Genomic DNA, 24,739 nt, shown 5'->3' on the forward strand with positions numbered 1-24,739 from the left:
TCACGTGTTACTTTTGACCAATTCTTTAAGCCCTCAAGTTCTGGTTTATCAAAGAATTTCTTTGGTTGTGTTTATAATCATTTATAAGCTCCTTTAAAGATGCCTCATATAATTCAAACTTTCTTTTTAATGTAATATCATTTTCAGACATTATATTATCCTTTGCTACATTGAAATCAAAAGGATAGCCTCCCTCATGAATAGTTAATAAAAACTTTACAATAGGTTGTGGTGTATTAACTACTCTTATTTTTCCAAGCTCTTCAAGAATCTTTAATAATTTTTCATTTTCAATATATTTTTTATACTTTTCAAACTCTTCTTCTGGTAACAATATAACCATAAACCTACCTTCTGGTAAAACTTTACTTTTAAAGTCATCTGATTGGGCATACTCTTTAAAGTCCCTATAAGATACAAAGAACATTGCATTATCATCAATTTTACAAACTGGTTTTCCTCTACCTTCAACTTTTTCTTTTACTTCATCTGGGTCTATATTTTTTATAATAGGATTTGCTATTGGCAAAGGGAACATTTTCCTAATTTCTTTTATAGTAAATGGCAATCTTTTAGTAAGTTCTTTAGAATATTCAATACCTATTACTTTAGCTTCTCTAAGTTCTTCTACAATTAATTCATCATCTTCCTTTAATTTTCTTGAAATATCATGCAATTTACTTATATGCTCTTTGATTTCTGGGTTGTTATGTTCTTTTTCTAAGAATATGTCTAAAACTAAATCCATAAACTCATTAACTTCATCCTTAGGTATATAAAATACAAAATCATCATCAGATAATGTCATTGTCACCTTTCTAAAACATTCTGCTAATTTTAAAGCAATATCTGGTTCTCCTTTTTCCTCATTACTTAAATTAAAAATTTTTTGGAACAGATTTGAAAGGTCTCCTTCTCCATCAATAAGCTCTTTTGTTATTTTGAATCCTCTATATGACTTACATTCGATAGGTTTTAAATCAATGATGTATTTTATTTTTGAATGGTCATTTCCGACAATCACACTTTTAACATTACTTGGCTCTTTTCCAATAGGAGGCAGAGTTTCTAAAATTTCTTTTATTTCAGCTACTCCTTTACCATTTAAATCTTTAATTTTTTCGTAATTTAATATAATATGCCTTGGATTTCCTCTTGATAACCACCATAATGCATTACGTTTTCCAGCGGGTAGGTTGTATTTTTCTTTAATGTATTCAATATCAACGGAAGGAATTGGAATATTTTTAAATCGGGATGCGTCAGCACCTCCAAGGTCATGAATACCAGAAGGGGTCATGGCAAAAAACTTTAAAAAAGATTTATCTTCAAGAAATGTCCTTAATGGGTCATGTCCAATTTTATTTTTAATTTTTTTATAATTATCTTCAAGTTCATCAATTAAAAGGACAATTTTTTCTGGATTTTTAACTTTTTCATAATTTTCTTTTAAATACTCATAAGCTTCAGATTTTATATTTTCTCCAGAAACATAAAGTAAATTTTTTATTAATTCAAAATCTTTATTTTTAAATGCATTTTTTATATTTTCAACATATTTATTGAGGAACTCTGCTAATTTTTCATGACCTTCAATTTGGTTTTCACCTATTAAGTTTAAAATGTCCTCTGCCAAAATATATAATGGTAACATTCCCATATCTAAGTTTTTCTTAAATATATGAACCATTAAAGTAGATTTTCCAGCCCCATAAACTCCAGTTATTAAATATGATGGGTGAATATCCTTACTCTTTGAGTAATCCTTTAAGATATTATCTACATCTCTTTGAATTTTTTCATGCTCTTTTGATAGATATTCCCATTCTTGATTCATATAAGCAACTATGCTATCCATTTTTTACCCCCCACATAATTTAAATTTAGTATTTTGATAGATACTTTTAAATATTTGTGTTTTGATATTTTTTATAATTTACTTTTATTTTTCAAATACTGGATAAAAACACACAATCCATTTATCTTTTTATTATCAACACTTTATTTCCACCCTTTATAAATCCATAATTTGTTTTTTCAATTTTTGTGTTGTAGTTGTTTATTATTTTATCTAAAAACTTAGATTTCTCCCCTTTTAGATTAAGAATTGGGAATATCCTTATCTCCTCTGAAATCCTTAAAAGTTCGTCAATTGTATCTTTATGGAATTTATAATCAAAAATATTGTCATATAGAAGAAGAAAATGTCCAACAAGAGATATATTAAATTCACCATCTTTAAAATTTGTTTTTGGATAAATTGTATAGATGTAATTTTTTCTATTTGTCTTATAATCTCCAATAAATGTTTTATACGTTCTTTCTCTCGTTTTCTTCCATTCATCAATACTTTCAAATTCATTCCAATTAAAATTATCTTTAAATTTCTCTTTTAAATGCATCTCCATAAAATCCAAGTCCCTTTTGCATTTATTTTCAATCTCCTCTGGTTTCAAGTTATAAATTTTATCTGATGCAATTAATTATATCCCTTTGCATTCCCCTCTGCACAAAAAGAACTAACTCCAGACGTAACGTCCAATATTTTATTGACTAATATGTCTTCTGTCAAATTAAACATCCTCAAATATTCATCAAAATTCCTTCCGAGTAAAACTGTATCTTCTATATACAAAGTTTCACCTTTTAATTATTATTTTAATGATGTAAATAAATTCTAAAAACTCCAGAAAACAAATCCAAAATGTTTTTCTATATATCATTATATGTTATTAAAATTATTGGAGATGAGATTATGGATTTCAAAAACAAATTACTAATAGGAGTTGTGCATTTAAAACCACTCCCTGCCTCATATTTGTATGATGGTAATTTCGATGAGGTTGTTGAGCATGCTATAAACGAGGCAAAGAAACTTGAAGAAGGGAACTTTGATGCTTTGATAATTGAGAACTTTAACGACATGCCATTTTCAAAAGAATCTGAAAAAATAACTATCTCTGCAATGACGGTAATTGGAAAGGAGATTAAAAAAGAAGTTTCTATTCCAATTGGAGTAAATGTTTTAAGGAATGATGCTTTATCTGCTTATTCAATCGCATACACTATTAAAGGGGACTTTATTAGAGTGAATGTTCTAACAGGCGTTGTATTTACCGACCAGGGGATTATTGAAGGTATTGCAAATGAATTATTTAATTTAAAAAAGAGAGTTCCAAGTAACATAAAAATCTTTGCAGATGTGCATGTTAAACACGCAACGCATTTTAACGAGTTTGAGGAGGCAATCTTAGATACTGTTGAGAGGGGTTTAGCAGATGCAATAATTGTAAGTGGGAAAAGAACAGATTCAGAGGTTGATTTGGAGAAAGTTAAGAAGGCAAAAGAACTCTCTCCCTCCCTGTTTTGATTGGTTCAGGCACCAACTTGGATAATTTAAAAAATCTCTGGGATTATGTGGATGGTTTTATTGTCGGTACTTTCCTTAAAAAAGATGGAAATGTTAAAAACGATATAGATACTGAAAGGGTAAAGAAGATTGCAAATTTGGTAAATAATTTAAGAAAAAATAATAAATGAATTATTTTATTCCTTTGATAATATACCTCAACCTATTTCCAGTTCTAATTTCGTCAACCTCAACACTTAACCCAACTTCCTTCATTTTTTCAATGATTAATTTCCTCCTTTCCTCTGGTTTTTTTGGCATCATTAAAGCAATAATACCATTTTCATTTAAAAAATCAATCCCTTCTTCAATTATTTGCAGGGAAAATTCCTCTCCGTATTTCCCCCCACCAATCAACTCAACATCTCTTGCCAAAGCACCGCCAAACTTCCTTCCACTACTTACTGCATTTTTGTCATAGAATGGAGGATAAGATAAAATAACATCAAACCTTCTATTCTCCATTTCTGGGATATTTTTGATAATGTTGCCTTTTGAATGTATTATTTTTATTTTATTTTCTAAATTGTTCTTTAAGACATTCTTCTTTGCATACTCCAAATATTCATCAACAACCTCTGTAGCAATAACGTTGTAATTAAAGCATTTTGCTGCTATTAGAGCAATTACTGTCGTTGCTCCAGTACCTATCTCTAAAATGTTTATTTCCTTCTGGTTTTTTAATTTTTTTAAAGACCTGTCTATAGATTGCACAAACAAATACCTATTTACTGGTGTAGGAACTAATGCCTCTTTGTGGAATTCAACATCTAGTCCAAATAATGCTTTTAATATCGTTTTGTTGTATTCTATCAACGCTATCTTATTTTTTAAGTTCAACCTCATTTTTCCATTCTTCTCTACAACATATTTCTCTAAATTTTTGTTGATTTTAATAGCATCTTCTATCTTTAATCCTATCATCAAAATCCCTTTTTAAAGTGTAAATTGTTTATAAAACCGTAATTCCCATCACAAATTTAAATATTTATTTAATTGAATTAACTTCATCTAACACTTTAAGATTATAAGCGATTGTGAAGAGTAAGAGCTTAACACTCAGCCCTTTCTTGCTTACAGCGTGAATATGCTTAGAAAACATCGCAACTAACTTTGAGAAGTTGGTCTCAATGCTTTTTCTCAACTTATTCAATATTTTATACTTTGTTCTCTCTATAAACGATTTAATCATGTTTTCGCTTGCGGTAGCAAGCGAGTAGCAAACTCGAAGAGTTTGCCTAATTTCTTTTTATCGCTTCGAAATAAACTTTCCCCTGCCTTAATAAGTTTTCGAAGCCCTTATCTATATATCCTTTGTCTCCGATTATACTGCAGTTCATAAATTCCCGAACAAACCCTCTAAAATTTTCTTTTAGAATGTCCAAATCATGCTGATTTGCAGGATTTATGGATATCAACATTAGATACAACCCATCGGTAATATAAGTTGCTTTGTATCCATAATACCACAGTCTTTTCGATGGGTTATATCCAACACTGCCGTTTTTTTAATAAGTTCCGAGTATCCAATTTTTTCATGTCTTCCCTTCCTTACGGATTTTTTCGTTTCAATTGGGATTGTATCTATGAATAATAAACAATTTTTGTTTAGGAAAGTCTTTTGAATCTCGAATAAAAGTTGTTCATATCTATTTATTCGTTCAACAATCTTGTTATATCTAATTTTTGTAAATAGTCCTAAATATTCGATTAGTATTTCATAATCCCTCTTATAAACTCCCGAAAAGTATATCATACAAAGAACCGAAAAGATTATTAAGTCTAAGAGAGATATTTTCTCTCTGCGTGTGTATGGCGATTTGTATTTGACGACTATTAGGTAAAACTTAGCTCGCATAAGATTTATTAAACGCTTAATTCTCGGAATTTTAGATTTATCTACGATGTTATTACCTCCAACTATTTTTTTGTAGTAATCTATAATCATATAGTTATATATTTATCTATTTGATGGGAACTACCGTTAAAAATAATTACAATTAAAAATATGATATTAATCACATTTGGTGAAAAAATGAGTAGAAATAAGATAATTGTCTCCATTTATTAATTGCCATTTGTAGAGTAAAACAATAAAAAAATTATCAATAAGAATTAGGGTGTAAAATTATGAAAATTCTATTTCTATTAAATTCTGATTTTGGCACCAAAAACACAATTGGTGCAAGGGCAAAACCAATAGGTGATGAATTAATTAAACATAACAACATATTAAAAATAATTTGTAGGGGGTATAATAAGAACCTTAAAGATGATTACAATATTGTTCAGATTTTTCCGCATTCGGATATAGTTATGAAGATATTAACTGCGATTCCTATATATGTGTCAAAGAAATTTCCAGCCAATGAAGTTAAAAATGATATATTTGAATATTTCACTATAAAAAAACTAAAAAAAATAGATTTGAGGGAATATAGTATAATTCATTCATGGGAATTTTTGCCAAGGGTCTATAAACACATAAAAGAAAAAAATCCAAATATAAAAATTATCCAAGATGTTCCAATGGCATTTCCAAATGTTTTAAAGGAAATTAAGGACTATAACATTTTATTCAAAGGAGAAAAATTGGAAGTTTCGAAATATGTAAAGGATGCTCTAAAATATATAGATTATTATATAGCACCATCAAACTTTGTAAAAAAATCTTTAATAAATGAGGGAATTGATGAAGAAAAAATCTTTATAGTGCCTTTTGGTGTAGATGTGGAAAAATTTAAGCCAATTGAAAAGGGTTACAGTGGAATATTTAGAGTAGCGTTTTCTGGAAATGTTAATAATAGAAAAGGCATTCCTTATTTAATTAAAGCATGGAAAGGATTGAACCTAAAAGATGCTGAGTTAAACATATATGGTAGGGTTTATCCAGAGGTTAAAAAATATTTTAAAGATGCAGAAAAGTATAATATAAAGGTCTATGGTTTTGTAGATAATATAAATGAGGAATTACCAAAAAACCACATCTATGTGTTTCCTTCTTTGTTGGAGGGGTCTGCTAAGTCAGTTTATGAAGCATTATCTTGTGGATTGCCAGTTATAACTACAGAAAATGCTGGAAGTATTGTAGAAGATGGAAAAGAAGGTTTTATAATTCCAATACAGGATGTTGAGAGCTTGAAGGAGAAGATTCTATTCTTTTACAATAATGGAGAAAAGATTGAAGAATTTGGAAAAAGGGCAAGAAAGAAAGCAGAACAATACACTTGGGAGAATTATGGAAAACGAGTTTTTGAAATTTACAGATTGGTGAGTAAAAATGGATAAAATATTATATGTACATAATGCTGATTTTTCAAAGCCTTGTGCTAACAGAATTCAAGTTCTAAATATGTGTAAGGCATTTAAAAAAATCGGACAAAATATCACATTATTGAGTTTTAATTGTGATAAAGAAATCCTTAAGAATCTTTATGGAGAAGATGTTGATTTTAATTTAATTTCTTTAAAACCTATTGGAAACTATTATATAAGGAGTTTATTATTATTTTTAAAGTTTTTAAGGCTTAAAAGTGATTATAATTGGATTTATACAAGAGATTTAATATTCGCTTTTTTGGTTTCAAAATTTTTTAAAAGTAAGAAAGTTATTTATGAGTTGCATGACGCATCCAAAGATAAAATTTGGCATTTTTTATTTAAAAGAACATTCAAGAATTTGTATTGTTGTGTAGTTATTAGTGAAGGGCTAAAAAATGATCTAACGAAATTAGGGTTTAATTCAGATAGAATAAAAGTATTGCACGATGGTGTCGATTTAGAGAAATTTGATATTAATATTTCAAAAGAAGAAGCAAGAGATGTATTGGAATTACCAAGGGGTAAAATAATAGTAACTTACACGGGGAGTTTACAGAATTGGAAGGGCTATAAGACTTTTTTAAAATCTTATGATCATTTAGAAAATAAAGAAAATATTGCCTATTTGGTTGTTGGTGGTAATGAAGAACAGGTAAGTAAGTTAAGGGAAGAATATAAAAATAAAAATATTATTTTTATACCATTTGTTGAAAACTCTAAAATTCCATTGTTTTTAAAGGCATCAGATATTTTAGTTATTCCAAACTCTTCCAAGTATGAAATTTCAATTAAATATACATCTCCATTAAAGTTATTTGAATATATGGCATCTAAAAGACCGATTATAGCAAGTGACTTACCCAGCATCAGGGAAGTCGTTAGTGAGAATGAAGTTTTATTTTTTAAGGCAGATAATGAGGAAGATTTAGCATTAAAGATAGAAAAACTTATAAACGATAAAGATTTACAAAATAAATTGGTATATAACGCTTATAAAAAAATTAAGGTTTATACTTGGGAAGAAAGGTGCAAAAAAATATCAAATTATTTTAATGATTGGATGAAATATTGATGGTGGAATAATGAAGAATATGATGAGGTTTTACGGTAGATTTATAAAACCAGCTTTAAGTTTTATTAATCCCCATATATGTAGGGTATTTAACCCCTATACTTATATGTGGAGTGTTATTAACAGATGGTATATTAAAAAATATAATCTCAAACCCCTAACCTTAAAGGAGATTATAAAAAATACAAAAAAATCAGATACTATATTTATATTTGGTTCGGGATATTCCATAAATGAAATATCTAAAGAAGAGTGGAACATGTTCAGAAAACATAATACCCTTAGCTTTAATTGGTTTCATAATAAGTGCTATATACCTATTGATTATTACATTGTTAGAGAGATTCATAGGTCAGTGCATGGTAAATATGATATAGAAAATGTTTCCAAGGATCAAAATTTTGTAAAATATTTGGAAAATTTGAACAAAAATTGTTACAAAGATTCAATCTTATTTATAAACTTAAATATGGACACAACATATTTAATTATAAAAAGTGGATTTTTAAGAAATAGAAAGTATATATTTTATGCAAATAATATAATAAACAAATTTGGCTTTAAGAAAGATTTATCAAAAATATATCATGGAGGGATTTATAGTGGGGGGGCTACTCTATTAGATGCTATTCACATTTCTTATATAATGGGGTTTAAAAAAATTGTTTTAGTTGGTGTAGATTTGTATGATAGTAGATACTTCTGGCTAAACAGGGACGAGAATAGGGATGGATTGGAGGATATTGGAAAATCATATAAAGATGTTCATAGGACATACCCCTATATAATAAAACATCTTGACGATATTGTAGATACACTGAAAAAAGAAGGTACTGAGCTTTATGTGTATAATTCAAAATCTTTACTCGCTAAAAAACTGCCAATATATAAACTAAATGAGGATTGAAAGTTATGAAAATTTTGGGATTAATTCCAGCAAGGGGGGGAAGTAAAGGACTTCCAAGAAAGAACATAAAACCACTATTGGGGAAGCCATTAATAGGTTGGACGATTGAGTATGCAAAGAATAGCAAATATATTGATAAGGTTGTGGTATCAACGGATGATGAAGAAATAGCCAAAGTATCAAAAGAATGTGGAGCAGAAGTTCCATTTCTAAGACCGAAAGAATTAGCAAGAGATGATTCACCAACAATAGATGCAATAATACATGCAATAAATTGGTTTGAGGAAAGAGGGATGTTTTTTGATATTTTGGTTTTACTTCAAACAACATCTCCATTAAGAACTACAGAGGATATTGACAATGCAATTGAGTTATTTTTAAATAATAAAGAGGCATTATCATTAGTTAGTGTCAAAGAGAATGAACATCCACCATTTTGGAGTTTAAAGATCGAAAATAGATTTTTAAAGCCATTATTTGGGGAGGAGTATTTTAGAAAGAGAAGGCAAGAGTTGCCTAAAAGTTACATGCCAAATGGTGCAATATTTATATCTTATGTTAACATATTAAAAGAATATAAAACATTTTATACTCCAAAGACCATTGCTTACATAATGCCACCAGAAAGAAGTATTGATATTGATAACGAATTTGATTTTCTCTTAGCAGAATTTATCTTAAAAAATAAAAAGTGATACAATGAAAAAAATAAAAATTGAAAATAAAGTCATTGGAGAAAATGAGCCAACATTTATAATTGCAGAGGCAGGGGTTAATCATAACGGAGATATTGAGTTGGCAAAAAAATTGGTTGATGTTGCATCAGAATGTGGGGTTGATGCTATAAAATTCCAAACATTTAAAACAGAGAAGGTTGTTGCTAAAGATACTCCAAAAGCAGAGTATCAGATAAAAAATACTGGAACTGACGAAAGTCAATATGAAATGATAAAAAAACTTGAACTTAGTGAAGATGAATTTATAGAACTCTATGAATACACAAAAAAGAAAGGTTTAATATTTTTATCAACTCCATTTGATTTTGAAAGTGCCGATTTTTTGAATGATTTAGTACCTGCATTTAAAATATCTTCAACTGACTTAACAAATTTGCCATTTTTGGAATATGTTGCTGAGAAAGGAAAACCAATAATATTATCAACAGGTATGGGGACTTTAGGAGAAGTGGGGGAGGCAGTAAATACAATAAGGGAGATAAATGATGATTTGATTTTGTTGCATTGTATAACAAACTATCCTGCAAGTTTTGAAAGTTTAAATTTAAGAGCCATACAAACTCTCAAAGAAGCTTTTAAACTACTTGTTGGATTCTCTGACCATAGTTTAGGAATCTATGCTCCAATAAGTGCTGTAACTTTGGGGGCTGTTGTTATTGAGAAACATTTTACTGTTGATAAAAACTTGCCGGGTCCAGACCATAAGGCATCTCTAAATCCAGAAGAGTTGAAAGAGATGGTTAATGCTATCCGTTTAATTGAAAAAGCATTAGGAGACGGAATAAAAAGACCAACTCCCGAGGAAGAAAAGATTAAAAAAGTTGCAAGGAGGAGTTTAGTAGCCAATATGGATATTCCAAAAGGAACTGTTATAAAAAAGGAAATGATTGCCATAAAAAGACCTGGGACTGGAATTGAACCAAAGTATTTAAATGTTGTTATTGGAAAGAAGGCAAAAAGAGACATTAAAAAAGATGAAGTTTTAAAATGGGGGGATTTAGAATGAATAAATGGGAAAAAATACATAAAGAAAGAGAATGGGGAAAATATCCTAACGAAGAGTTAGTGAGATTTATTGGAAAAAATTTTTTCAAATATGGAAAAGAAATAGGAAAAATATAAAAATATTGGAACTGGGAACTGGTCAAGGTGCAAATGTGTGGTTTTTATTAAGAGAGGGTTTTGATGTATCCTTAAAGATTCGGGGGATATGATAAAAACAAATTAATAGATAAAGATACGGTTGTAGATGTTAAAGAAGGACCTTTAGCAAATCAAGGTATTCAATATTTTGCAGAATATGATGATTTAATTAACTTGCTAAAAAATTCAGGATTTGAAATTTGTAGTAAGGAAATTTTAATTAGGGGTTATGAAAATATGGAAAAATACCTTAAATTTGCTATAATAGTATGTAAAAAAACTTAGTCGTGATAAAATGGAAATTGGTTCTTTTTTTGAATTTCCAGACTATGAGAATGTTAAAGAAACTAATAGTGCGTTGTATAATATTAAAACAGGATATGGTTCAAATTTTAACAGTATTTTTGTTGGGGATGGTAGGCAGGCAATAAAAGCAGTATTACTTAATTTTATAAGTGAATTAAAAGATAAAAAAATTTATTTGCCATCTTATTTATGCGGTTCTATACTTCAACCTTTTAAAGAATTATCTTTAAAATTTGATTTTTACGGACATACGCATCCCTTAAGACCCAATATAAACTTCTCATTAAAAAACTCCTTAATTTACATTATAGATTACTTTGGAACAGAGGTATTGTCCAATAAAGAAATTGAGGAACTTTCAGAGAATAATTTGATAATATTAGATATAACACACTCTATATTTAATAAAAAAAGATTTAAAATAAAAAGTGAGAATGTTATAATGGTTGCAAGTTTAAGAAAAATCTTTCCCATACCTGATGGGGGGGTTATTTATTGTAAAAATTTTATAAATATTAATAAATGTAAATATAACAAGTATATTAAAATGTTAGAGGCAATGTTTTTAAAAAAATACTATATTACCAACAATAACGAAAATTTAAAAGAATATTTCCTTGAATTATACAAAAATTACGAGAAATTAAAAGATCATAGTATTATTAAAATATTTGATATTCCTCCGATTTCATTAGAAATATTACAAAATTTAAATATTAATAAACTACTATCGAAAAGAAAAGAGAATTTAAATTATTTTTATAATAATCTTAATAATGAAGTTATTAAACCATTATTTGAAAAAACAAAAGTTGAAAGTCCTTTTTTTATGCCAATATTATTTAAAAATGAAAAAATAAGAGAAACATATAGAAAAAAATTAATTGAATTTAAAATATATCCACCAATTCACTGGGAATTGCCCAATGATGTACCTCGTAAGTTTAGATATGAACATGAGTTATCTAAAAATATTTTATCTTTGCCTATTGATCAAAGGTACGGATTGAAAGAAATGAAGTGTATTGTCAATTTACTAAATCGTAAATATTGGTGATAAAAATGTCTTGTGATGTGGTTTTTATAACGGATTCAAGGTCGGAATACTCATTAATGAAACGGACATTAAAAGAACTCAAAAAATATATAAAATTAAAAATTATTGCCACTGGTATGCATTTAAGTGAAAAATATGGATATACGGTAAAAGAAATAGAGAAAGACGGGTTTGATGTAGAAAAAGTTGAATCTTTGTTAGATTCAAATTCTTTAGGGACGATGGTAAAAACTCTTGGGATTGAGTTATACGGAATAACACAAATTGTTGAAAGATTAAATCCAAAATTAATATTTGTTGAAGGAGATAGGGGAGATGCATTGGCAGGAGCAATTATTGGTTCTTATCTGAATATTCCTGTTGTCCATCATGGTGGAGGAGATATATCTGAGTCCATAGATAATAAAATAAGATATGCAATTTCAATGTTTGCTGATTATCACTTAGTTGGTAATATTGAAAGTTATAACAGGCTAATAAGGATGGGTATTCCAAAAGAAAGAGTATTTATTGTTGGTGAGCCAGGATTGGATGATATATACCTAGGAAATTTTACATCAGAAGAAGAAATTGTAAAAAAATTTAACATTAATAAAAAGAAACCGTTAGCATTGTTAATATACCACCCAAATACAAAAGAATTTAAAGATATAGAAGTACAAATTAAATCAATATTAGATGCAATTGCTGAATTAAAACTTCAAACAATTGCGATATATTCAAACTGTGATGCAGGAGGTAACACCATAAATAATTATTTAGAAAAATATTCCTCAAAATATGACTTTATAAAGGTATTCCCACACATAAATAGGAAAGATTTTTTAGGATTGATGAATATTTGTGATTTAATGATTGGAAATTCGAGTTCTGGTATCGTAGAATTACCAAGTTTTAAAAAACCCTTTATTCATGTTGGTAATAGACAAAGAGGTAGATTAACAGGAGGAAATGTTATTTTTGTTGGATATAACAAAGGAAAAATAAAAGAATCTATTTATAGAGCACTATATGATATTAATTTTAAAGAAAAATTGAAAAATATTAAAAACCCCTATGGAAATGGCACAGCATTTTTAAAAATCACAAAAATAATTCTAAATATATTAAATAAGGTGGTATAATGGAAGTTATCACCTCTAAAAAAGACTGGAATAATATTTTAAAAAATTTTGAAATGTTTGATGATGTATATTTTAAGTACGAATACTTCAAGATTTACAAACGACATTATAGAGTGGATATTGAAGGTATTTATTGGGAAGATGACAATATAAATATCTTCCTTGGTCATTTAATTAGAGATATAAGTAAAATCCCTCTATTCAAAGATTTTAAATATTTTGATTTAACAACACCTTATGGATATGGAGGTCCATTAATTATTACCAAATCTAATGATAAAGACCACATAAAAAGATCCTTAATTAAATTTAAAAAAGATTATTATGATTATTGTAAGTCTAAAAATTATGTATGTGAGTTCATAAGATTTCATCCTGTTTTTGAAAATTATAAATATTTAAATAATGTATTTAGTATAGAATATATAAACGACACTGTGGTAATAGATTTAAGGAAAGATATTGATACTATATATAAATCTTTAAAGAAAGGACATAAATACAATATAAAAAAAACTATAAAAGAAGGATGTATTGTAAATGTAATTTTGGATCCAAGCCCTGAAGACATTGACAATTTTATGTTGTGTTATAATGAAATGTTAAGAAGAAACGAATCTCCAAAGAAATATTATTTTACTAAAGATTTTATAAAAGATCACTTTAATTACTTAGAGGCACTATTAATAACTATAGAACATAACAACAGATGCATAGGCGCTAGTATTTTCATTAAAGGAAAAAATATATTACATTATTATTTATCAGGATCTTTTAAAATTAAAGGGGTATATCCCAATGACTTAATAATATGGGAAGCAATAAAATATGGAAAAAAAAACAATTTTAAGTATCTATTTTTAGGCGGGGGGAGAGGAAGCAATGATTCATTGTTCAAATACAAATCAGGATTTTCAAACAACTATAAACAATTTTATATTGGAAAAATTATATTTAATAATGAAATATATAACAAACTTATAAATATTACTGGATTAAATAAAGATGATAGATTTTTTCCATTATATAGAAAAATCAATGATATCAATATCATTTAATATTGTGTGATAGAATGAGAATCCCTTTATTTAAAATTTATTGGGATGAGGAAGATATAGAAGCAGTTGAAAAAATAATAAAATCAGGAATGTTTTGGAGTTCAGGAAAAGAGATTGAGGAATTTGAAAACAAAATCTCCCAATATATTGGTTCAAAGTATTGTGTTGTTTTTAATTCTGGGAGTTCTGCTTTGCATGCTTTAATGAAGGTCTATGATTTTAAAGAAGGAGATGAAATAATTGTTCCATCATTTACTTTTATAGCGACGGCTATTGCCCCACTATATGTAAATGCAAAGCCAGTGTTTGCAGATATTGAAGAAGAGACATTAGGGTTAAATCCTGACGATGTTTTAGAGAAAATGACAAATAAAACAAAGGCAATTATGCCAATCCACTATGGAGGAATGCCTTGCAAAATAAAAGAACTTAAAGAAATTGCTGAGGACTATAATCTAATCCTAATAGAGGATGCAGCAGAGGCATTTGGAGCAAAGGTTAATGATAAAAATGTAGGAACTTTTGGAGATTCTGCAATATCTAGTTTTTGTCAGAATAAGATATTTACAACGGGTGAGGGAGGTTGCGTAGTAACTAATAACGAAGAATTGTATAAAAAACTGAAACTTATTGTATCTTATGGGAGAATTTCTGAAAGAAATTATTTTGAAGGACAGTCAATAACCGACTATGTTGATATTGGACATAACTGGCGTTTATCAACAATTTTAGCATCCTTAGGAATTTCCCAACTAAATAAAGTTGATAAACTAATAGAAATGAGGAGAAAAAACGCAGAATATTTAAATAAAGAGTTGAATAAAATAGATGGAATAAATGTTATAAAACCACCAAAGAATTATTTTGCTGTTTATCAATTGTATAGCATTATTTTAGAAAATAACAAAATTAGGGATGAATTAATGAATTATTTAAAAGAAAAAGGAATTGCAACAAAAATTTATTTTGAACCATGCCATAAATATTCAGTTTTTAAAAAACTCGGTTATAATATAAAATTGCCAACGACAGAAAATATTTCATCAAGAATTCTAACACTTCCAATGTATCCTCACATGAACAAAGATGAATTAAATTATATCATCAACACAATAAAAGAATTTTTTGAAGGGGGTAAAAATGGATGAATCTCAGTTTAATGAGTTAAAAAAATTCTACGAAGGTAAAGTTATTTTAGTTACTGGGGGGACTGGTTCAATAGGAAAAGAAATCGTAAAAACATTATTGAATTTTAATCCAAAGGCAATTAGGGTATTAGATATAAACGAAACTGCATTGTTTGAATTAGAAAACGAGTTAAACTCTGATAAAATTAGATGTTTTATTGGGGATGTTAGGGATAAAGATAGGTTAAAAAGAGCAATTGAGGGTGTTGATATTGTATTCCATGCAGCAGCGTTAAAACACGTTCCCCTCTGCGAATACAACCCCTTCGAAGCAGTAAAAACCAATGTTATAGGGACTCAAAATTTGATTGAAGTGGCATTGGATGAAGAAGTTGAAAAATTTATAACAATAAGCACTGATAAAGCAGTAAATCCAGTAAATGTTATGGGTGCAACTAAATTATTATCTGAAAGATTAACAATTTCAGCAAATTTATATAAAGGAAAAAGAAAAACATCTTTTTCTGTTGTTAGATTTGGGAATGTTTTAAATTCAAGAGGTTCTATACTACCATTACTAAAAGAACAAATAAAGAAAGGGGGGCCTGTAACTTTAACCCATCCAGAAATGACAAGATTTATAATGTCTATTAACGAAGCAGTTAAATTAGTTTTAAAGGCATGTTATTTAGCCAAAGGTGGGGAAATATTTATTTTAAAAATGCCTTCTGTGAAAATTAAGGATTTAATTGAAGTTGTTATTGAAGAACTTGCCCCAAAATATGGTTATAATCCAGAAGACATTAAAATTGAAATCATTGGAAAAAGACCTGGTGAAAAGTTGTATGAAGAACTAATTGTTGAAGAGGAAATTTATAAGTTAGAAGAGTTAGAAGATATGTTTGTTGTTCATCCTTATGAAGCAAATACAAATAATAAAAATAAAAAAATAACCTACAACTCAAAAGATGCTAAATTTTTAAATAAAGATAAGATTAAAAGTATATTGGTAGAAATCAATTATATATGATAGTCGCCCATCTTCAAGTATCATTACCTAACATGATTATAAGTAATTCAGAGAACCAATTCGATTTATAGTTGCATATAAATGTATAGAAGCTTACATATAGGTGGAGATTTTTTCGACTAATGCCTCGATGTTTTCTTAGATAAGGTTTGATTATCGAATGGAAGCATTCGCAGTTATATTCCGTAGAGTATTCCCTCGATGCGTGATTAACTGTTAAATGATTAGAAATCTTTTTATGTAAAACATCTCTCCTAAAGGTATTCGCCTTTTAGCGAATATAGTTCCAGTTAGGTCGTTAAAGTGTCTTTTACACGAATTACATCTGTATCTTTACAACATCTTTCGAACCACAATATGGGCAAGTATATCTATCACTCCATCTAATCTCCCTTATAATTGCAATACACTCCTCATCCTTTGGTATGAATAACTTATATACTTCGACGCTCATAAAATTATATATCGCGATTATTATTTATATATGTAATTGTAAGTGAAGATGAGCGATTTTTATTTTATAAAGAAAGGGATGCTTTCTTAAAAAAATAATATATTGCGAAAGTTCTATATATATTTAGAACATCAATCTTTTCAGTAATTTCATCCAACTCCTCCTCTGATAACGGATTTGGAATCACCCTATTCTTATTTTCATAAATTGCCTTTGCAATCTCTCTAAATGTATTTGCTATCTCGCTATCTGGAAACATCTAAATAACAGTTTTTTTATGAATTTCTGATTTTATTATAAGATTACTCATTGGGATTTTTCCAATAATTTGGGTTCCAATTTTTTTAGCAAAGTCCTCAACAATCTCTGGAATATTTATAACGCTCCTTCCATTGTAAATAATTCCTCCCAATGCTATTTTTCCTCTACTTGCATATCTCTTTATTCCTCTGCTTATGTTATTTGCCGCATAGATTGCCATTGGGTCACAGGTTGTTACAATATAAACATCATCAGCCAAGTGCTTTTGTAAGGGCATTGCAAATCCTCCACAAACAACATCCCCTAAAATATTATAAATAACAACATCCGGCTTTAATGTTTCAAATGCTCCTAATCTATTTAGCATATCAACTGCTGTAATAACTCCTCTTCAGCACAACTAACTCCCGGCTCAGGCCTTCCAGATTCAACACAATAAACCCCTCTAAAACCTTCAAAAACTATATCCTCCAATTCCATATTTTCTGCTCCTTTTTTTCTAAAAACATCTAAAACAGTTGGGATCTTCCTTCCAACTAAATTTCTTGTAGTATCTGCCTTTGGGTCACAGCCAACAACTAAAACTCTCTTTTTGCTCTCTGCCAAAGCTGCTGCTATATTTGAGACAGTTGTAGATTTTCCAATACCTCCTTTTCCATAGACACAAAATTTCCTCATAATTTCACAAAACTTTATTACAACAAAGTTAAATTAATAGTAATCCAACTATTATAAAAATATCTAATATTAGAGTAATGATTGCATTAATCATAACTATTTTAGTCCCTAACTTAGCTCCAAATAGAGAAACATGTAAAGGTAGAGAATGTTTAACATACCTTGTAGAAAAAGTTAAGACATTTCCAATGATTAATCCAATTAAAACCTCTTTTGGAGTTAAGATATTTTCATTTAAAAATCCACCAGCCATAACTATTGCCGCTTGCACATTCATAATCTCCGTCAATGCCAAAATTCCAACATTGGGATTTAGATTTAATAAGTTTGTTATTGGTTGAACAAATCTCTCAACATAATCAAAAAATCCAACTTTGGATAGATAGATAACCAAAGTCATCATAAAAAACAAAATTGGTATCAATCTTTTAGCAAATTTGATAGTTCTTTTAAATGATTTCTTTGCATTTTCTTTTTTATCCATTTTATTTATATTTTGCATTTCAAAAGAATAATCTTTTGATACAATTGACAAATAGACAAATCCAATTATTGTCTTTGCTAAAGCAACCCCTAATCTTATTAAAACAAACAAAATTCCTGTCCAACCTAAGATTGGCACAACAACTGGAATAAAGAATGTGAATGTGTGAGACAAAACTGAAGGAAATGAATTAGCTAAAGAAGTGCCTATAATCTCTTTTTCATTTATTTTATTCTCTTTTAATCCTTCTGATAAAATTGAATATCCAACAGTTGGGCTGAAAAAGCATGCCAAAATTGATGATATTGAAAGAGGATTTATCTTTAATTTTTTTAAAATTGGGGATAATAAATCACTAAATTTTTTCATAATTCCAGTGTTCATGATATAATTTACAACAAACACTGTTATTAAAACAATAGTTGATATTTTTATTGTGTAGTAGGCAGAGATTTTAATACTCTCCACTAATGGTGTTAGATAATCCACAACCACCACCTTTTTATATTCCCCATGTATATAGACATATCAAAAGATATAGTATAAAAAACTTTGGTGAAAGTGTGAAACATGAGCATATAAGGGGTTCTTTAAAACTTCTTATATTGTATCTTTTGGATAAAGAGGAACTGCATGGCTACGCATTAATGCAGAAATTAGAGGAACTATTTGTTTATTATAAACCAAGTTCTGGAGTTATTTATCCAACATTGCAAAGTTTGAGAAAGAATGGATATATAGAGGCGATAAAAACAAAAGAGGGAGATAAAAAACTTTATAGAATAACTGAAAAAGGAAGGAAATATTTAAAAGAAAATGAAGAAAAATTGAAAAAAATTTTCTCTCATATTGAAGCAGTTAGGGGTTTTCATGAATTGGGAGGAAAGGAATTGAAAGAATCAATAAAATTGGCTATAAAAAATTTCCACAATCTCAACGATAAACAAAAAGAAGAACTTAAAAAAATTTTAAAAGATTCTGCAAAAAGAATCAACTTAATAATTTTTGGAGGAGATTAAATGGAGTATGTGATAGAAGTAGAAAATTTAACAAAAAAATTTGGAAACTTTTATGCAGTGAAGGGCATTAGTTTTAAGGTTAAAAAAGGAGAAGTTTTCGCCTTCCTGGGACCTAATGGAGCAGGAAAAACAACTACTATAAACATGATTACAACCTTGTTAAAGCCAACATCTGGCACTATAAGAGTTGCTGGCTATGATGCTATCAAAAACCCAAATGAGGTTAGAAAAAAAATAGGCATTGTTTTTCAAGATACAACATTGGATAGGGAACTAACTGCCTATGAAAACCTCTACATCCATGGAAGAATTTATGGTTATAGGGGAGAGGAATTAAGAAAAAGAATAGATGAAATGCTAAAATTCGTTGAATTAAAAGAGCATGCAAATAAAGTAGTTAAATATTTTAGTGGGGGGATGGTAAGGAGGTTAGAAATTGCGAGAGCTTTAATTCACAAACCAGAGATTTTGTTTTTGGATGAGCCAACTGTTGGTTTAGACCCTCAAACAAGGATGCATATTTGGGATTACATTAAAGAGATGAAGGAAGAGCATGATATGACTATTTTCTTAACAACCCACTACATGGAAGAGGCAGAGAACTTGGCTGATAGGATTGCCATTATAGACAATGGGAGAATCATTGCCATAGGAACTGTTGATGAACTAAAATCCATTGTTGGAGATGATATAGTTTATTTAAAGTTTAATAATGGAAACTATGAGAAAATAAAAGATATATTAACTGAACATTTTGGTAACTGCAAAATGATTAATGGAATTTTTGAAATAAAGGTTAAAAATGCAACTGAAACAATCCCAAAAATCTTTGAAATCACTCTAAAAAATAATTTAGAGATTTTAGAGGTTAGTTATAGAAAACCAACATTAAATGACGTATTTATCCATTTAACTGGGAAGTCCATTAAAGATGAAGGAGGAAAATTTGATTTTAAGAAGATTATTGCAAAAAAGAGGGGTTTTGCATGAATGTAATAGTAACAATGGCATACAGGCAGATTAAGAGATTTTTAAGGGCAAAATCAAGAGTTATTGGAACTCTATTACACCCAATAGTTTGGATTGCATTCTTTGGATTGGGTTGGAGTAGAGCATTAAATTTTCCTCAAGCAAGAGAGATATTTGGAGGAGTTGATTACCTCACTTACTTAGTTCCTGGAGTTGTTGCAATAACAATCTTTACAACAAGTTTTATGAGTGGGATGTCTGTTATTATTGACAAAGATTATGGATTTTTAAAAGAGATTTTAGTTGCTCCAGTCTCACGGAGTAAGGCAATATTTGGAAGGATTTTGGGGGATTCAATAACTTCCCTGTTAAGGGGAATGATTATCTTAACAATTTGTATGTTTATTACCTCAATAAATGTCTCTGCAGTTATTCCAGTTTTGATACTTGGAATTTTATTAGCATGGACATTCTCATCTATTGGCATAGCATTTGCATTGAGGATGTCAAGTTTAGAGGGATTTGGTTTGGTAATGAATATGCTCACCCTCCCACTAATGTTTTTAAGTGGGGCATTTTATCCAGTTGATGCATTACCTGCATGGATAAGAATCTTTTCCTATGTAAATCCACTAACTTATGCAGTTGATGGGATGAGATACTTTTTAATTGGAACTTCAAAATTCCCAATAACCTTTGATTTTATTGTTTTGGGGATTTTGTGTATTATCTGCTTGGGGATTGGAATGCATTCTTTTGAAAAAACGACTATTGAGTGATTTAATTTATTATTTTTTCCACAAACTTTATATATTATTACATTCATCTAAGTTTTTAATAATAATTCAAAATATTTTAAACATTCTAAACATTTTGAACTACGATTTTTAAATCTCAATTAAAAAATTAAAAAAATAGTGCAGTGATACACATGGCAGATAAAAAAATAAAAATCCTTCTCATCTCAACTGTTGTAAATAAGAGTATTGCAAAGGCTATTGAAGATGTTAAGGAATATGCAAATGTTAAATTAATATTTGCCCATGAAATGAATAAATATAACCTTCAAGAACTTATTGATTGGGCAGATATTGTTTTAATTGATGTTAGGGGAGATGCATTAGCAATTACTGAACTTGATTACAAGGATAAAGATGTTATTGCATTGGTTGGAGGTTCTTCCCTATTTTCTATTGCAAAACTTGGCAGTTTTAAGATGAGTAGGGTGAAAGGAGTTAATATGTCCTATGGAGGAAATCCCGAAAGTGTGAAGAAATGGATAAACAGAATGCAAAAGATTATAGAGACTGCTGGGAAAATTTTGCCTTTTGGCGTCTTTAAAGATGCGAGGAATTATATTAGGATTGTAAGATATTGGGCAAATGGAGGCTATGAGAATTACAAAAATATGTTCCTATTTATTTGCAAAATAAAAGGAGTTAATGTTAAAGTTAAGATTAAAGACCCAATAGAATATCCAGAGATTGGTTTATATCATCCAGATTACGGCTATAATTATAAACCCCAAATCGATCCAAATAAACCAACCGTTGGGATAATCTTTTACGGCGGAATGCATTTAGAGTCTTGCGAGCCAACATTAAAAGAAATCATGAATAAATTAGATGCAAATATCATTCCAGTCTATTCTGATGGAATTGTAAATTTAAAGGCGATGAGAAAATACTTTAAAGGTAAAGATTTAGATGCCATAATTAGTTTATTGTGGTTTAGATTAAATGGAGGGCCATTAGGTGGAAATCCAGAACCAACAATTGAACTTTTAAAGGAGATTAAGGCAAAGCTATTCTGTCCAGCAATGATGATAATGCAGGAGATAGAGGATTGGGAGAGGAGTGAGAGAGGACTAAATATCCTTCAAACGATAACCACCGTTGAGATGCCAGAAATGGATGGTGGGGTTGAACCAATTCCTATTTGTGGGGTAGAAGGTTGTGATGTAGTTCCAATAATGGATAGGGTTGATAAATTTGTTGATAGAGTAAATAGATGGATAAATTTGAGGAAAAAAGCGAATGCTGACAAAAAAATAGCAATAATTATTTATAACTACCCTCCAGGGGAGGAGAATCTTGGTAGTGCTGCATATATAGACACCTTTGCAAGTGTTGAAAGAATCCTTGAAAGACTAAAATAAGAGGGCTATAAAGTTGAGAAAACCAAAAAAATAAAGGATTTATTTGTAGAGAGGAAACTTTTTAATCCAAAACTTTATCCACCAGAGAAAATTGAATGTCCAAGGATGAGTGTTGATGAATATCTAAGATATTTCAACGCATTGCCAGAAGAATGCAAAAGAGAGGTTATAAAGTATTGGGGAGAACCGCCAGGAAATATAATGGTTGATGATAATGGCATTTTAATTCCAGGCGTTATTTTAGGAAATGTTTTCATTGGCGTTCAACCTTCAAGACCTCCATTAAACAATGAGGATATAAATTCAGCAATTCACGACCCAACTAAGCCTCCTCATCACCAATATATTGCCTTCTATAAGTGGATTGAGCATGTTTTTAAAGCAGATTGCATCATCCACCTTGGAACTCATGGATTGGCAGAGTTTATGAAGGGGAAAGAAGTTGGATTGAGCTCAAAATGCTTCCCAGACATTTTAATTGGAACAATACCACATCTATATGTTTATCACGTCATCAACACTTCCGAGGCAACAATAGCAAAAAGAAGGTTGTATGGGACATTGATAAGCTATAACTCCCCACCATACACATCTGAACTTTATGATGAATATGCAAAACTTGAAGAGCTTTTAGATGAATATAGAGAGGCATTAATAAAAGATAAGCCAAGAGCTGAAATAGCTAAGAAAAAAGCGTTAGAGCTTGCAGAGAAGTTAAATCTTGGAAATGATTTGGATGAAATAGAGGCAAAACTTTATGAGTATAAAAGGGCAATAATCCCAAAAGGTTTGCATATAGTTGGGGAAAAATACAGTTTGGAGGATTTAGAGGAATTTATGGGCATTATTGCAAGATACGATAGAGGGGAAATAAAGTCCCTAAATAGATTAATTGCCGAAAAGAAGGGATTAAAATATGGGGAATTAACCTCTAAAGAACTTAAGGAAATTGATGAAGAGGCAAAAGAAATTGTAAAAAGATTCTTAAAAGGAGAGAAATTCCCAGAGTATGAAAAAACATTAAAATATGCCTATGATGTTGCTAAAAAATATGCAGATAACACTTTAGAAATTGAAAACCTAATTGAAGGTTTACTGACAGTGTGATTACGAGAATCCTTTCTTTATTAGTTCTTTACTGCACTCTTTAATCACTTCATAGAATGATAATCCATATTTGTGGCTTAAATATTCTATACAGTTTGATACCATTGCTATAAACCTAACAAACCCAATATTGCTCTTTTCAGACGTTAGGTAATTTCCCTCAACATCTAAAATCGATTTATCTCTTCTATGCTTTCTTCTATCTTGGTCTCTTCATATACTCGCTTATTATGTTCTCTGCCTTCTTTTTATGGTTTGTAGAGACCAGATACTAGGTTTTCGCTTACGAAGTAAGCGAGCAACGAAATGCGAAGCATTTCGTCTAATCTCTGATTTTCCATCAACACTGCAACGATTTTAACTCTACCAACATCGGGAATATTGACACTTTCTCGGATAATCTAAACTTTATTCCATTAATAGTCCTTAATTTAAGCTTTTCTTTCTCGAAATCCCTCTTAAATAGTCCTTCTACCTTAATCTTCTTACCGAAATATTCAACTATCAGGTTTTTCCTAAGTTTACCAATATATTCCATTCCCAATTCTTTAGATTCCTTCATAATTTTCTTTGTCGTTACAAAAGTGTCTCCTACGACCGTCCCGATATCTATATGAGTTAAGAATCTAATAATTTCGATGAATATGTCTGTGGATTTTTTTGCCAAGTGGTTTTATTGTAGTGTAAATCGAATATATCCCTTTTTTTCGTGATAAATACAGCAGTTTATCTGCTCTTGATATGGTTTGCTATGTCTTTCGATGTAGTTATATCGAATATTGCAACCATAAACCTTTTTACTCCATCTCCTTAGTAGCGTTGAATCGATTATTGCAGTGTATTTAAATCTATTGTCATCAAAAAATATCGGGAAGTTGGATAGTTGAGTATACAAACAAAACTCATTTTCTGATAGTTTTTGTAGGTTTTTAACGATAGTCGTTCTGTGAATTCCCGAGACATACTCTGAAAATGCTTTGATAGTTTTTATTGGCGTTAGTGTTCTAACCTGTGCGAACTTAGATAACTCCTCCGAACAGCTAAATCCTAAACTATTTATAGAATTAGTGAGTATATTATTAAGTGCTGCTAGCATAGGAGATGCACCGTTTTTTAACGAGTTATTTAAGTACTACCTATTTCTATTTTTTGGTTTTAAAGTTAATATTGTTAAATCACACTATCAGTATATTAAAAAAGTTTCATTAACTAAATTCCAATATTTAAAATTATCGTTTTATTTTCCTAAAATAAAAAAAGATTAATTTGAGGGGTCCCATGAAGGGTTCCCCCTCAAAGCCACGGGCGTTTTAAAGGG

General features: G+C 29.5%; 24 protein-coding genes and 3 pseudogenes. 15 read left to right on the forward strand and 12 right to left on the reverse strand.

What is annotated here, in order from left to right; genetic code table 11:
* Nucleotides 1-25: 25 nt before the first annotated feature.
* From METFODRAFT_RS00690 to METFODRAFT_RS11235, 3 genes are all read right to left on the reverse strand, one after another.
* On the reverse strand, nucleotides 26-1,858 hold the full coding sequence (locus METFODRAFT_RS00690) for a hypothetical protein (RefSeq protein WP_007043580.1): 1,833 nt from the start codon (nucleotides 1,856-1,858) through the stop codon (nucleotides 26-28).
* Between the two features lie 121 nt (nucleotides 1,859-1,979).
* Nucleotides 1,980-2,456, reverse strand: coding sequence for a hypothetical protein (locus METFODRAFT_RS00695; protein WP_245528853.1), 477 nt, complete (start codon nucleotides 2,454-2,456; stop codon nucleotides 1,980-1,982).
* 23 nt (nucleotides 2,457-2,479) lie between these two features.
* A complete protein-coding gene (locus METFODRAFT_RS11235) occupies nucleotides 2,480-2,635 on the reverse strand; it encodes a hypothetical protein (protein ID WP_007043582.1) in 156 nt (51 codons plus the stop codon).
* A gap of 120 nt (nucleotides 2,636-2,755) precedes the next feature.
* Here METFODRAFT_RS11235 and METFODRAFT_RS00700 point away from each other — a divergent pair.
* Nucleotides 2,756-3,540, forward strand: a pseudogene (locus tag METFODRAFT_RS00700) (BtpA/SgcQ family protein).
* 1 nt (nucleotide 3,541) lies between these two features.
* Here the strand turns inward: METFODRAFT_RS00700 and METFODRAFT_RS00705 are convergent.
* From METFODRAFT_RS00705 to METFODRAFT_RS11240, 4 genes are all read right to left on the reverse strand, one after another.
* Nucleotides 3,542-4,333, reverse strand: a complete 792-nt coding sequence (locus METFODRAFT_RS00705) for an RlmF-related methyltransferase (protein ID WP_007043584.1) — start codon at nucleotides 4,331-4,333, stop codon at nucleotides 3,542-3,544.
* 64 nt (nucleotides 4,334-4,397) lie between these two features.
* On the reverse strand, nucleotides 4,398-4,601 hold the full coding sequence (locus METFODRAFT_RS09790) for a hypothetical protein (protein WP_007043585.1): 204 nt from the start codon (nucleotides 4,599-4,601) through the stop codon (nucleotides 4,398-4,400).
* 46 nt (nucleotides 4,602-4,647) lie between these two features.
* Nucleotides 4,648-4,881, reverse strand: a complete 234-nt coding sequence (locus METFODRAFT_RS00710; RefSeq protein ID WP_083820820.1) for a transposase — start codon at nucleotides 4,879-4,881, stop codon at nucleotides 4,648-4,650.
* Nucleotides 4,830-5,165, reverse strand: coding sequence for a hypothetical protein (locus tag METFODRAFT_RS11240; RefSeq protein WP_245528854.1), 336 nt, complete (start codon nucleotides 5,163-5,165; stop codon nucleotides 4,830-4,832). Before METFODRAFT_RS11240 ends, METFODRAFT_RS00710 begins: the two co-directional genes overlap by 52 nt.
* A gap of 374 nt (nucleotides 5,166-5,539) precedes the next feature.
* On the opposite strand from METFODRAFT_RS11240, the gene METFODRAFT_RS00720 reads away from it, so the two are divergent.
* The 10 genes from METFODRAFT_RS00720 to METFODRAFT_RS00765 all read left to right on the forward strand — a co-directional run bounded on the left by METFODRAFT_RS00720 (nucleotide 5,540) and on the right by METFODRAFT_RS00765 (nucleotide 16,291).
* The gene (locus METFODRAFT_RS00720; RefSeq protein WP_007043588.1) at nucleotides 5,540-6,697 is read left to right on the forward strand and encodes a glycosyltransferase family 4 protein; all 1,158 of its coding nucleotides are present in this window, start codon (nucleotides 5,540-5,542) and stop codon (nucleotides 6,695-6,697) included.
* Nucleotides 6,690-7,802, forward strand: coding sequence for a glycosyltransferase family 4 protein (locus METFODRAFT_RS00725; RefSeq protein WP_007043589.1), 1,113 nt, complete (start codon nucleotides 6,690-6,692; stop codon nucleotides 7,800-7,802). Before METFODRAFT_RS00720 ends, METFODRAFT_RS00725 begins: the two co-directional genes overlap by 8 nt.
* A gap of 10 nt (nucleotides 7,803-7,812) precedes the next feature.
* Nucleotides 7,813-8,709, forward strand: a complete 897-nt coding sequence (locus METFODRAFT_RS00730) for a hypothetical protein (RefSeq protein WP_007043590.1) — start codon at nucleotides 7,813-7,815, stop codon at nucleotides 8,707-8,709.
* A 5-nt stretch (nucleotides 8,710-8,714) separates the two neighbouring features.
* Nucleotides 8,715-9,404, forward strand: coding sequence for an acylneuraminate cytidylyltransferase family protein (locus tag METFODRAFT_RS00735; protein WP_007043591.1), 690 nt, complete (start codon nucleotides 8,715-8,717; stop codon nucleotides 9,402-9,404).
* Between the two features lie 4 nt (nucleotides 9,405-9,408).
* A complete protein-coding gene (gene neuB / locus METFODRAFT_RS00740; RefSeq protein WP_007043592.1) occupies nucleotides 9,409-10,452 on the forward strand; it encodes an N-acetylneuraminate synthase in 1,044 nt (347 codons plus the stop codon).
* A gap of 432 nt (nucleotides 10,453-10,884) precedes the next feature.
* Nucleotides 10,885-11,952 carry a hypothetical protein gene (locus tag METFODRAFT_RS00745; RefSeq protein ID WP_007043594.1) on the forward strand — a complete coding sequence of 356 codons (1,068 nt, stop codon included), beginning with the start codon at nucleotides 10,885-10,887 and terminating at the stop codon, nucleotides 11,950-11,952.
* A gap of 5 nt (nucleotides 11,953-11,957) precedes the next feature.
* Complete coding sequence (gene neuC / locus METFODRAFT_RS00750) at nucleotides 11,958-13,076, forward strand: UDP-N-acetylglucosamine 2-epimerase (protein ID WP_007043595.1); 1,119 nt, start codon at nucleotides 11,958-11,960, stop codon at nucleotides 13,074-13,076.
* Nucleotides 13,076-14,134, forward strand: a complete 1,059-nt coding sequence (locus METFODRAFT_RS00755) for a GNAT family N-acetyltransferase (protein ID WP_007043596.1) — start codon at nucleotides 13,076-13,078, stop codon at nucleotides 14,132-14,134. The genes neuC and METFODRAFT_RS00755 overlap by 1 nt, the downstream gene beginning before the upstream one ends.
* Nucleotides 14,135-14,148: 14 nt before the next feature.
* Entirely contained in the window at nucleotides 14,149-15,282 is a 1,134-nt protein-coding gene (locus METFODRAFT_RS00760; RefSeq protein ID WP_007043597.1) for a DegT/DnrJ/EryC1/StrS family aminotransferase, read from the forward strand.
* Nucleotides 15,275-16,291 (forward strand): UDP-N-acetylglucosamine 4,6-dehydratase family protein, encoded by a 1,017-nt coding sequence (locus METFODRAFT_RS00765; RefSeq protein WP_007043598.1) that lies wholly within the window; start codon nucleotides 15,275-15,277, stop codon nucleotides 16,289-16,291. The genes METFODRAFT_RS00760 and METFODRAFT_RS00765 overlap by 8 nt, the downstream gene beginning before the upstream one ends.
* A gap of 319 nt (nucleotides 16,292-16,610) precedes the next feature.
* Here the strand turns inward: METFODRAFT_RS00765 and METFODRAFT_RS10510 are convergent, their stop codons facing one another.
* From METFODRAFT_RS10510 to METFODRAFT_RS00775, 3 genes and pseudogenes are all read right to left on the reverse strand, one after another.
* Nucleotides 16,611-16,745, reverse strand: a complete 135-nt coding sequence (locus METFODRAFT_RS10510) for a transposase (RefSeq protein WP_007043599.1) — start codon at nucleotides 16,743-16,745, stop codon at nucleotides 16,611-16,613.
* Nucleotides 16,746-16,809: 64 nt separating this feature from the next.
* Nucleotides 16,810-17,684: pseudogene (gene nifH / locus METFODRAFT_RS00770) on the reverse strand (nitrogenase iron protein).
* Nucleotides 17,685-17,712: 28 nt separating this feature from the next.
* Nucleotides 17,713-18,666, reverse strand: coding sequence for a nucleoside recognition domain-containing protein (locus METFODRAFT_RS00775; protein WP_048115179.1), 954 nt, complete (start codon nucleotides 18,664-18,666; stop codon nucleotides 17,713-17,715).
* 65 nt (nucleotides 18,667-18,731) lie between these two features.
* Between METFODRAFT_RS00775 and METFODRAFT_RS00780 the strand changes: the two genes are divergently transcribed.
* From METFODRAFT_RS00780 to METFODRAFT_RS11245, 4 genes and pseudogenes are all read left to right on the forward strand, one after another.
* Nucleotides 18,732-19,187 carry a PadR family transcriptional regulator gene (locus METFODRAFT_RS00780; RefSeq protein ID WP_007043604.1) on the forward strand — a complete coding sequence of 152 codons (456 nt, stop codon included), beginning with the start codon at nucleotides 18,732-18,734 and terminating at the stop codon, nucleotides 19,185-19,187.
* Nucleotides 19,188-20,177, forward strand: coding sequence for an ATP-binding cassette domain-containing protein (locus METFODRAFT_RS00785; RefSeq protein WP_007043605.1), 990 nt, complete (start codon nucleotides 19,188-19,190; stop codon nucleotides 20,175-20,177).
* Nucleotides 20,174-20,935 (forward strand): ABC transporter permease, encoded by a 762-nt coding sequence (locus tag METFODRAFT_RS00790; protein ID WP_007043606.1) that lies wholly within the window; start codon nucleotides 20,174-20,176, stop codon nucleotides 20,933-20,935. Before METFODRAFT_RS00785 ends, METFODRAFT_RS00790 begins: the two co-directional genes overlap by 4 nt.
* A gap of 509 nt (nucleotides 20,936-21,444) precedes the next feature.
* Nucleotides 21,445-23,421: pseudogene (locus METFODRAFT_RS11245) on the forward strand (cobaltochelatase subunit CobN).
* A gap of 340 nt (nucleotides 23,422-23,761) precedes the next feature.
* Here METFODRAFT_RS11245 and METFODRAFT_RS00800 read toward each other — a convergent pair.
* Entirely contained in the window at nucleotides 23,762-23,983 is a 222-nt protein-coding gene (locus METFODRAFT_RS00800) for a hypothetical protein (protein ID WP_245528856.1), read from the reverse strand.
* A 111-nt stretch (nucleotides 23,984-24,094) separates the two neighbouring features.
* A complete protein-coding gene (locus tag METFODRAFT_RS10835) occupies nucleotides 24,095-24,517 on the reverse strand; it encodes a hypothetical protein (RefSeq protein ID WP_007043610.1) in 423 nt (140 codons plus the stop codon).
* Nucleotides 24,518-24,739: the final 222 nt, after the last annotated feature.

This window comes from Methanotorris formicicus Mc-S-70 (assembly GCF_000243455.1).
Lineage (GTDB): Archaea > AGJL01 > Methanococci > Methanococcales > Methanococcaceae > Methanotorris > Methanotorris formicicus.

Coding starts and splice junctions, on each gene's coding strand:
- METFODRAFT_RS00760 (WP_007043597.1), top strand. CDS start 14,149: ATGAGAATCCCTTTATTTAAAATTTATTGGGATGAGGAAGATATAGAA.
- METFODRAFT_RS00745 (WP_007043594.1), top strand. CDS start 10,885: ATGGAAATTGGTTCTTTTTTTGAATTTCCAGACTATGAGAATGTTAAA.
- METFODRAFT_RS00705 (WP_007043584.1), bottom strand. CDS start 4,333: ATGATAGGATTAAAGATAGAAGATGCTATTAAAATCAACAAAAATTTA.
- METFODRAFT_RS00765 (WP_007043598.1), top strand. CDS start 15,275: ATGGATGAATCTCAGTTTAATGAGTTAAAAAAATTCTACGAAGGTAAA.
- neuB (WP_007043592.1), top strand. CDS start 9,409: ATGAAAAAAATAAAAATTGAAAATAAAGTCATTGGAGAAAATGAGCCA.
- METFODRAFT_RS09790 (WP_007043585.1), bottom strand. CDS start 4,601: ATGATTAAATCGTTTATAGAGAGAACAAAGTATAAAATATTGAATAAG.
- neuC (WP_007043595.1), top strand. CDS start 11,958: ATGTCTTGTGATGTGGTTTTTATAACGGATTCAAGGTCGGAATACTCA.
- METFODRAFT_RS00785 (WP_007043605.1), top strand. CDS start 19,188: ATGGAGTATGTGATAGAAGTAGAAAATTTAACAAAAAAATTTGGAAAC.
- METFODRAFT_RS00790 (WP_007043606.1), top strand. CDS start 20,174: ATGAATGTAATAGTAACAATGGCATACAGGCAGATTAAGAGATTTTTA.
- METFODRAFT_RS00755 (WP_007043596.1), top strand. CDS start 13,076: ATGGAAGTTATCACCTCTAAAAAAGACTGGAATAATATTTTAAAAAAT.
- METFODRAFT_RS00720 (WP_007043588.1), top strand. CDS start 5,540: ATGAAAATTCTATTTCTATTAAATTCTGATTTTGGCACCAAAAACACA.
- METFODRAFT_RS00690 (WP_007043580.1), bottom strand. CDS start 1,858: ATGGATAGCATAGTTGCTTATATGAATCAAGAATGGGAATATCTATCA.
- METFODRAFT_RS10835 (WP_007043610.1), bottom strand. CDS start 24,517: ATGCTAGCAGCACTTAATAATATACTCACTAATTCTATAAATAGTTTA.
- METFODRAFT_RS00800 (WP_245528856.1), bottom strand. CDS start 23,983: ATGAAGGAATCTAAAGAATTGGGAATGGAATATATTGGTAAACTTAGG.
- METFODRAFT_RS00725 (WP_007043589.1), top strand. CDS start 6,690: ATGGATAAAATATTATATGTACATAATGCTGATTTTTCAAAGCCTTGT.
- METFODRAFT_RS10510 (WP_007043599.1), bottom strand. CDS start 16,745: ATGAGCGTCGAAGTATATAAGTTATTCATACCAAAGGATGAGGAGTGT.
- METFODRAFT_RS00730 (WP_007043590.1), top strand. CDS start 7,813: ATGAAGAATATGATGAGGTTTTACGGTAGATTTATAAAACCAGCTTTA.
- METFODRAFT_RS00735 (WP_007043591.1), top strand. CDS start 8,715: ATGAAAATTTTGGGATTAATTCCAGCAAGGGGGGGAAGTAAAGGACTT.
- METFODRAFT_RS11240 (WP_245528854.1), bottom strand. CDS start 5,165: ATGATATACTTTTCGGGAGTTTATAAGAGGGATTATGAAATACTAATC.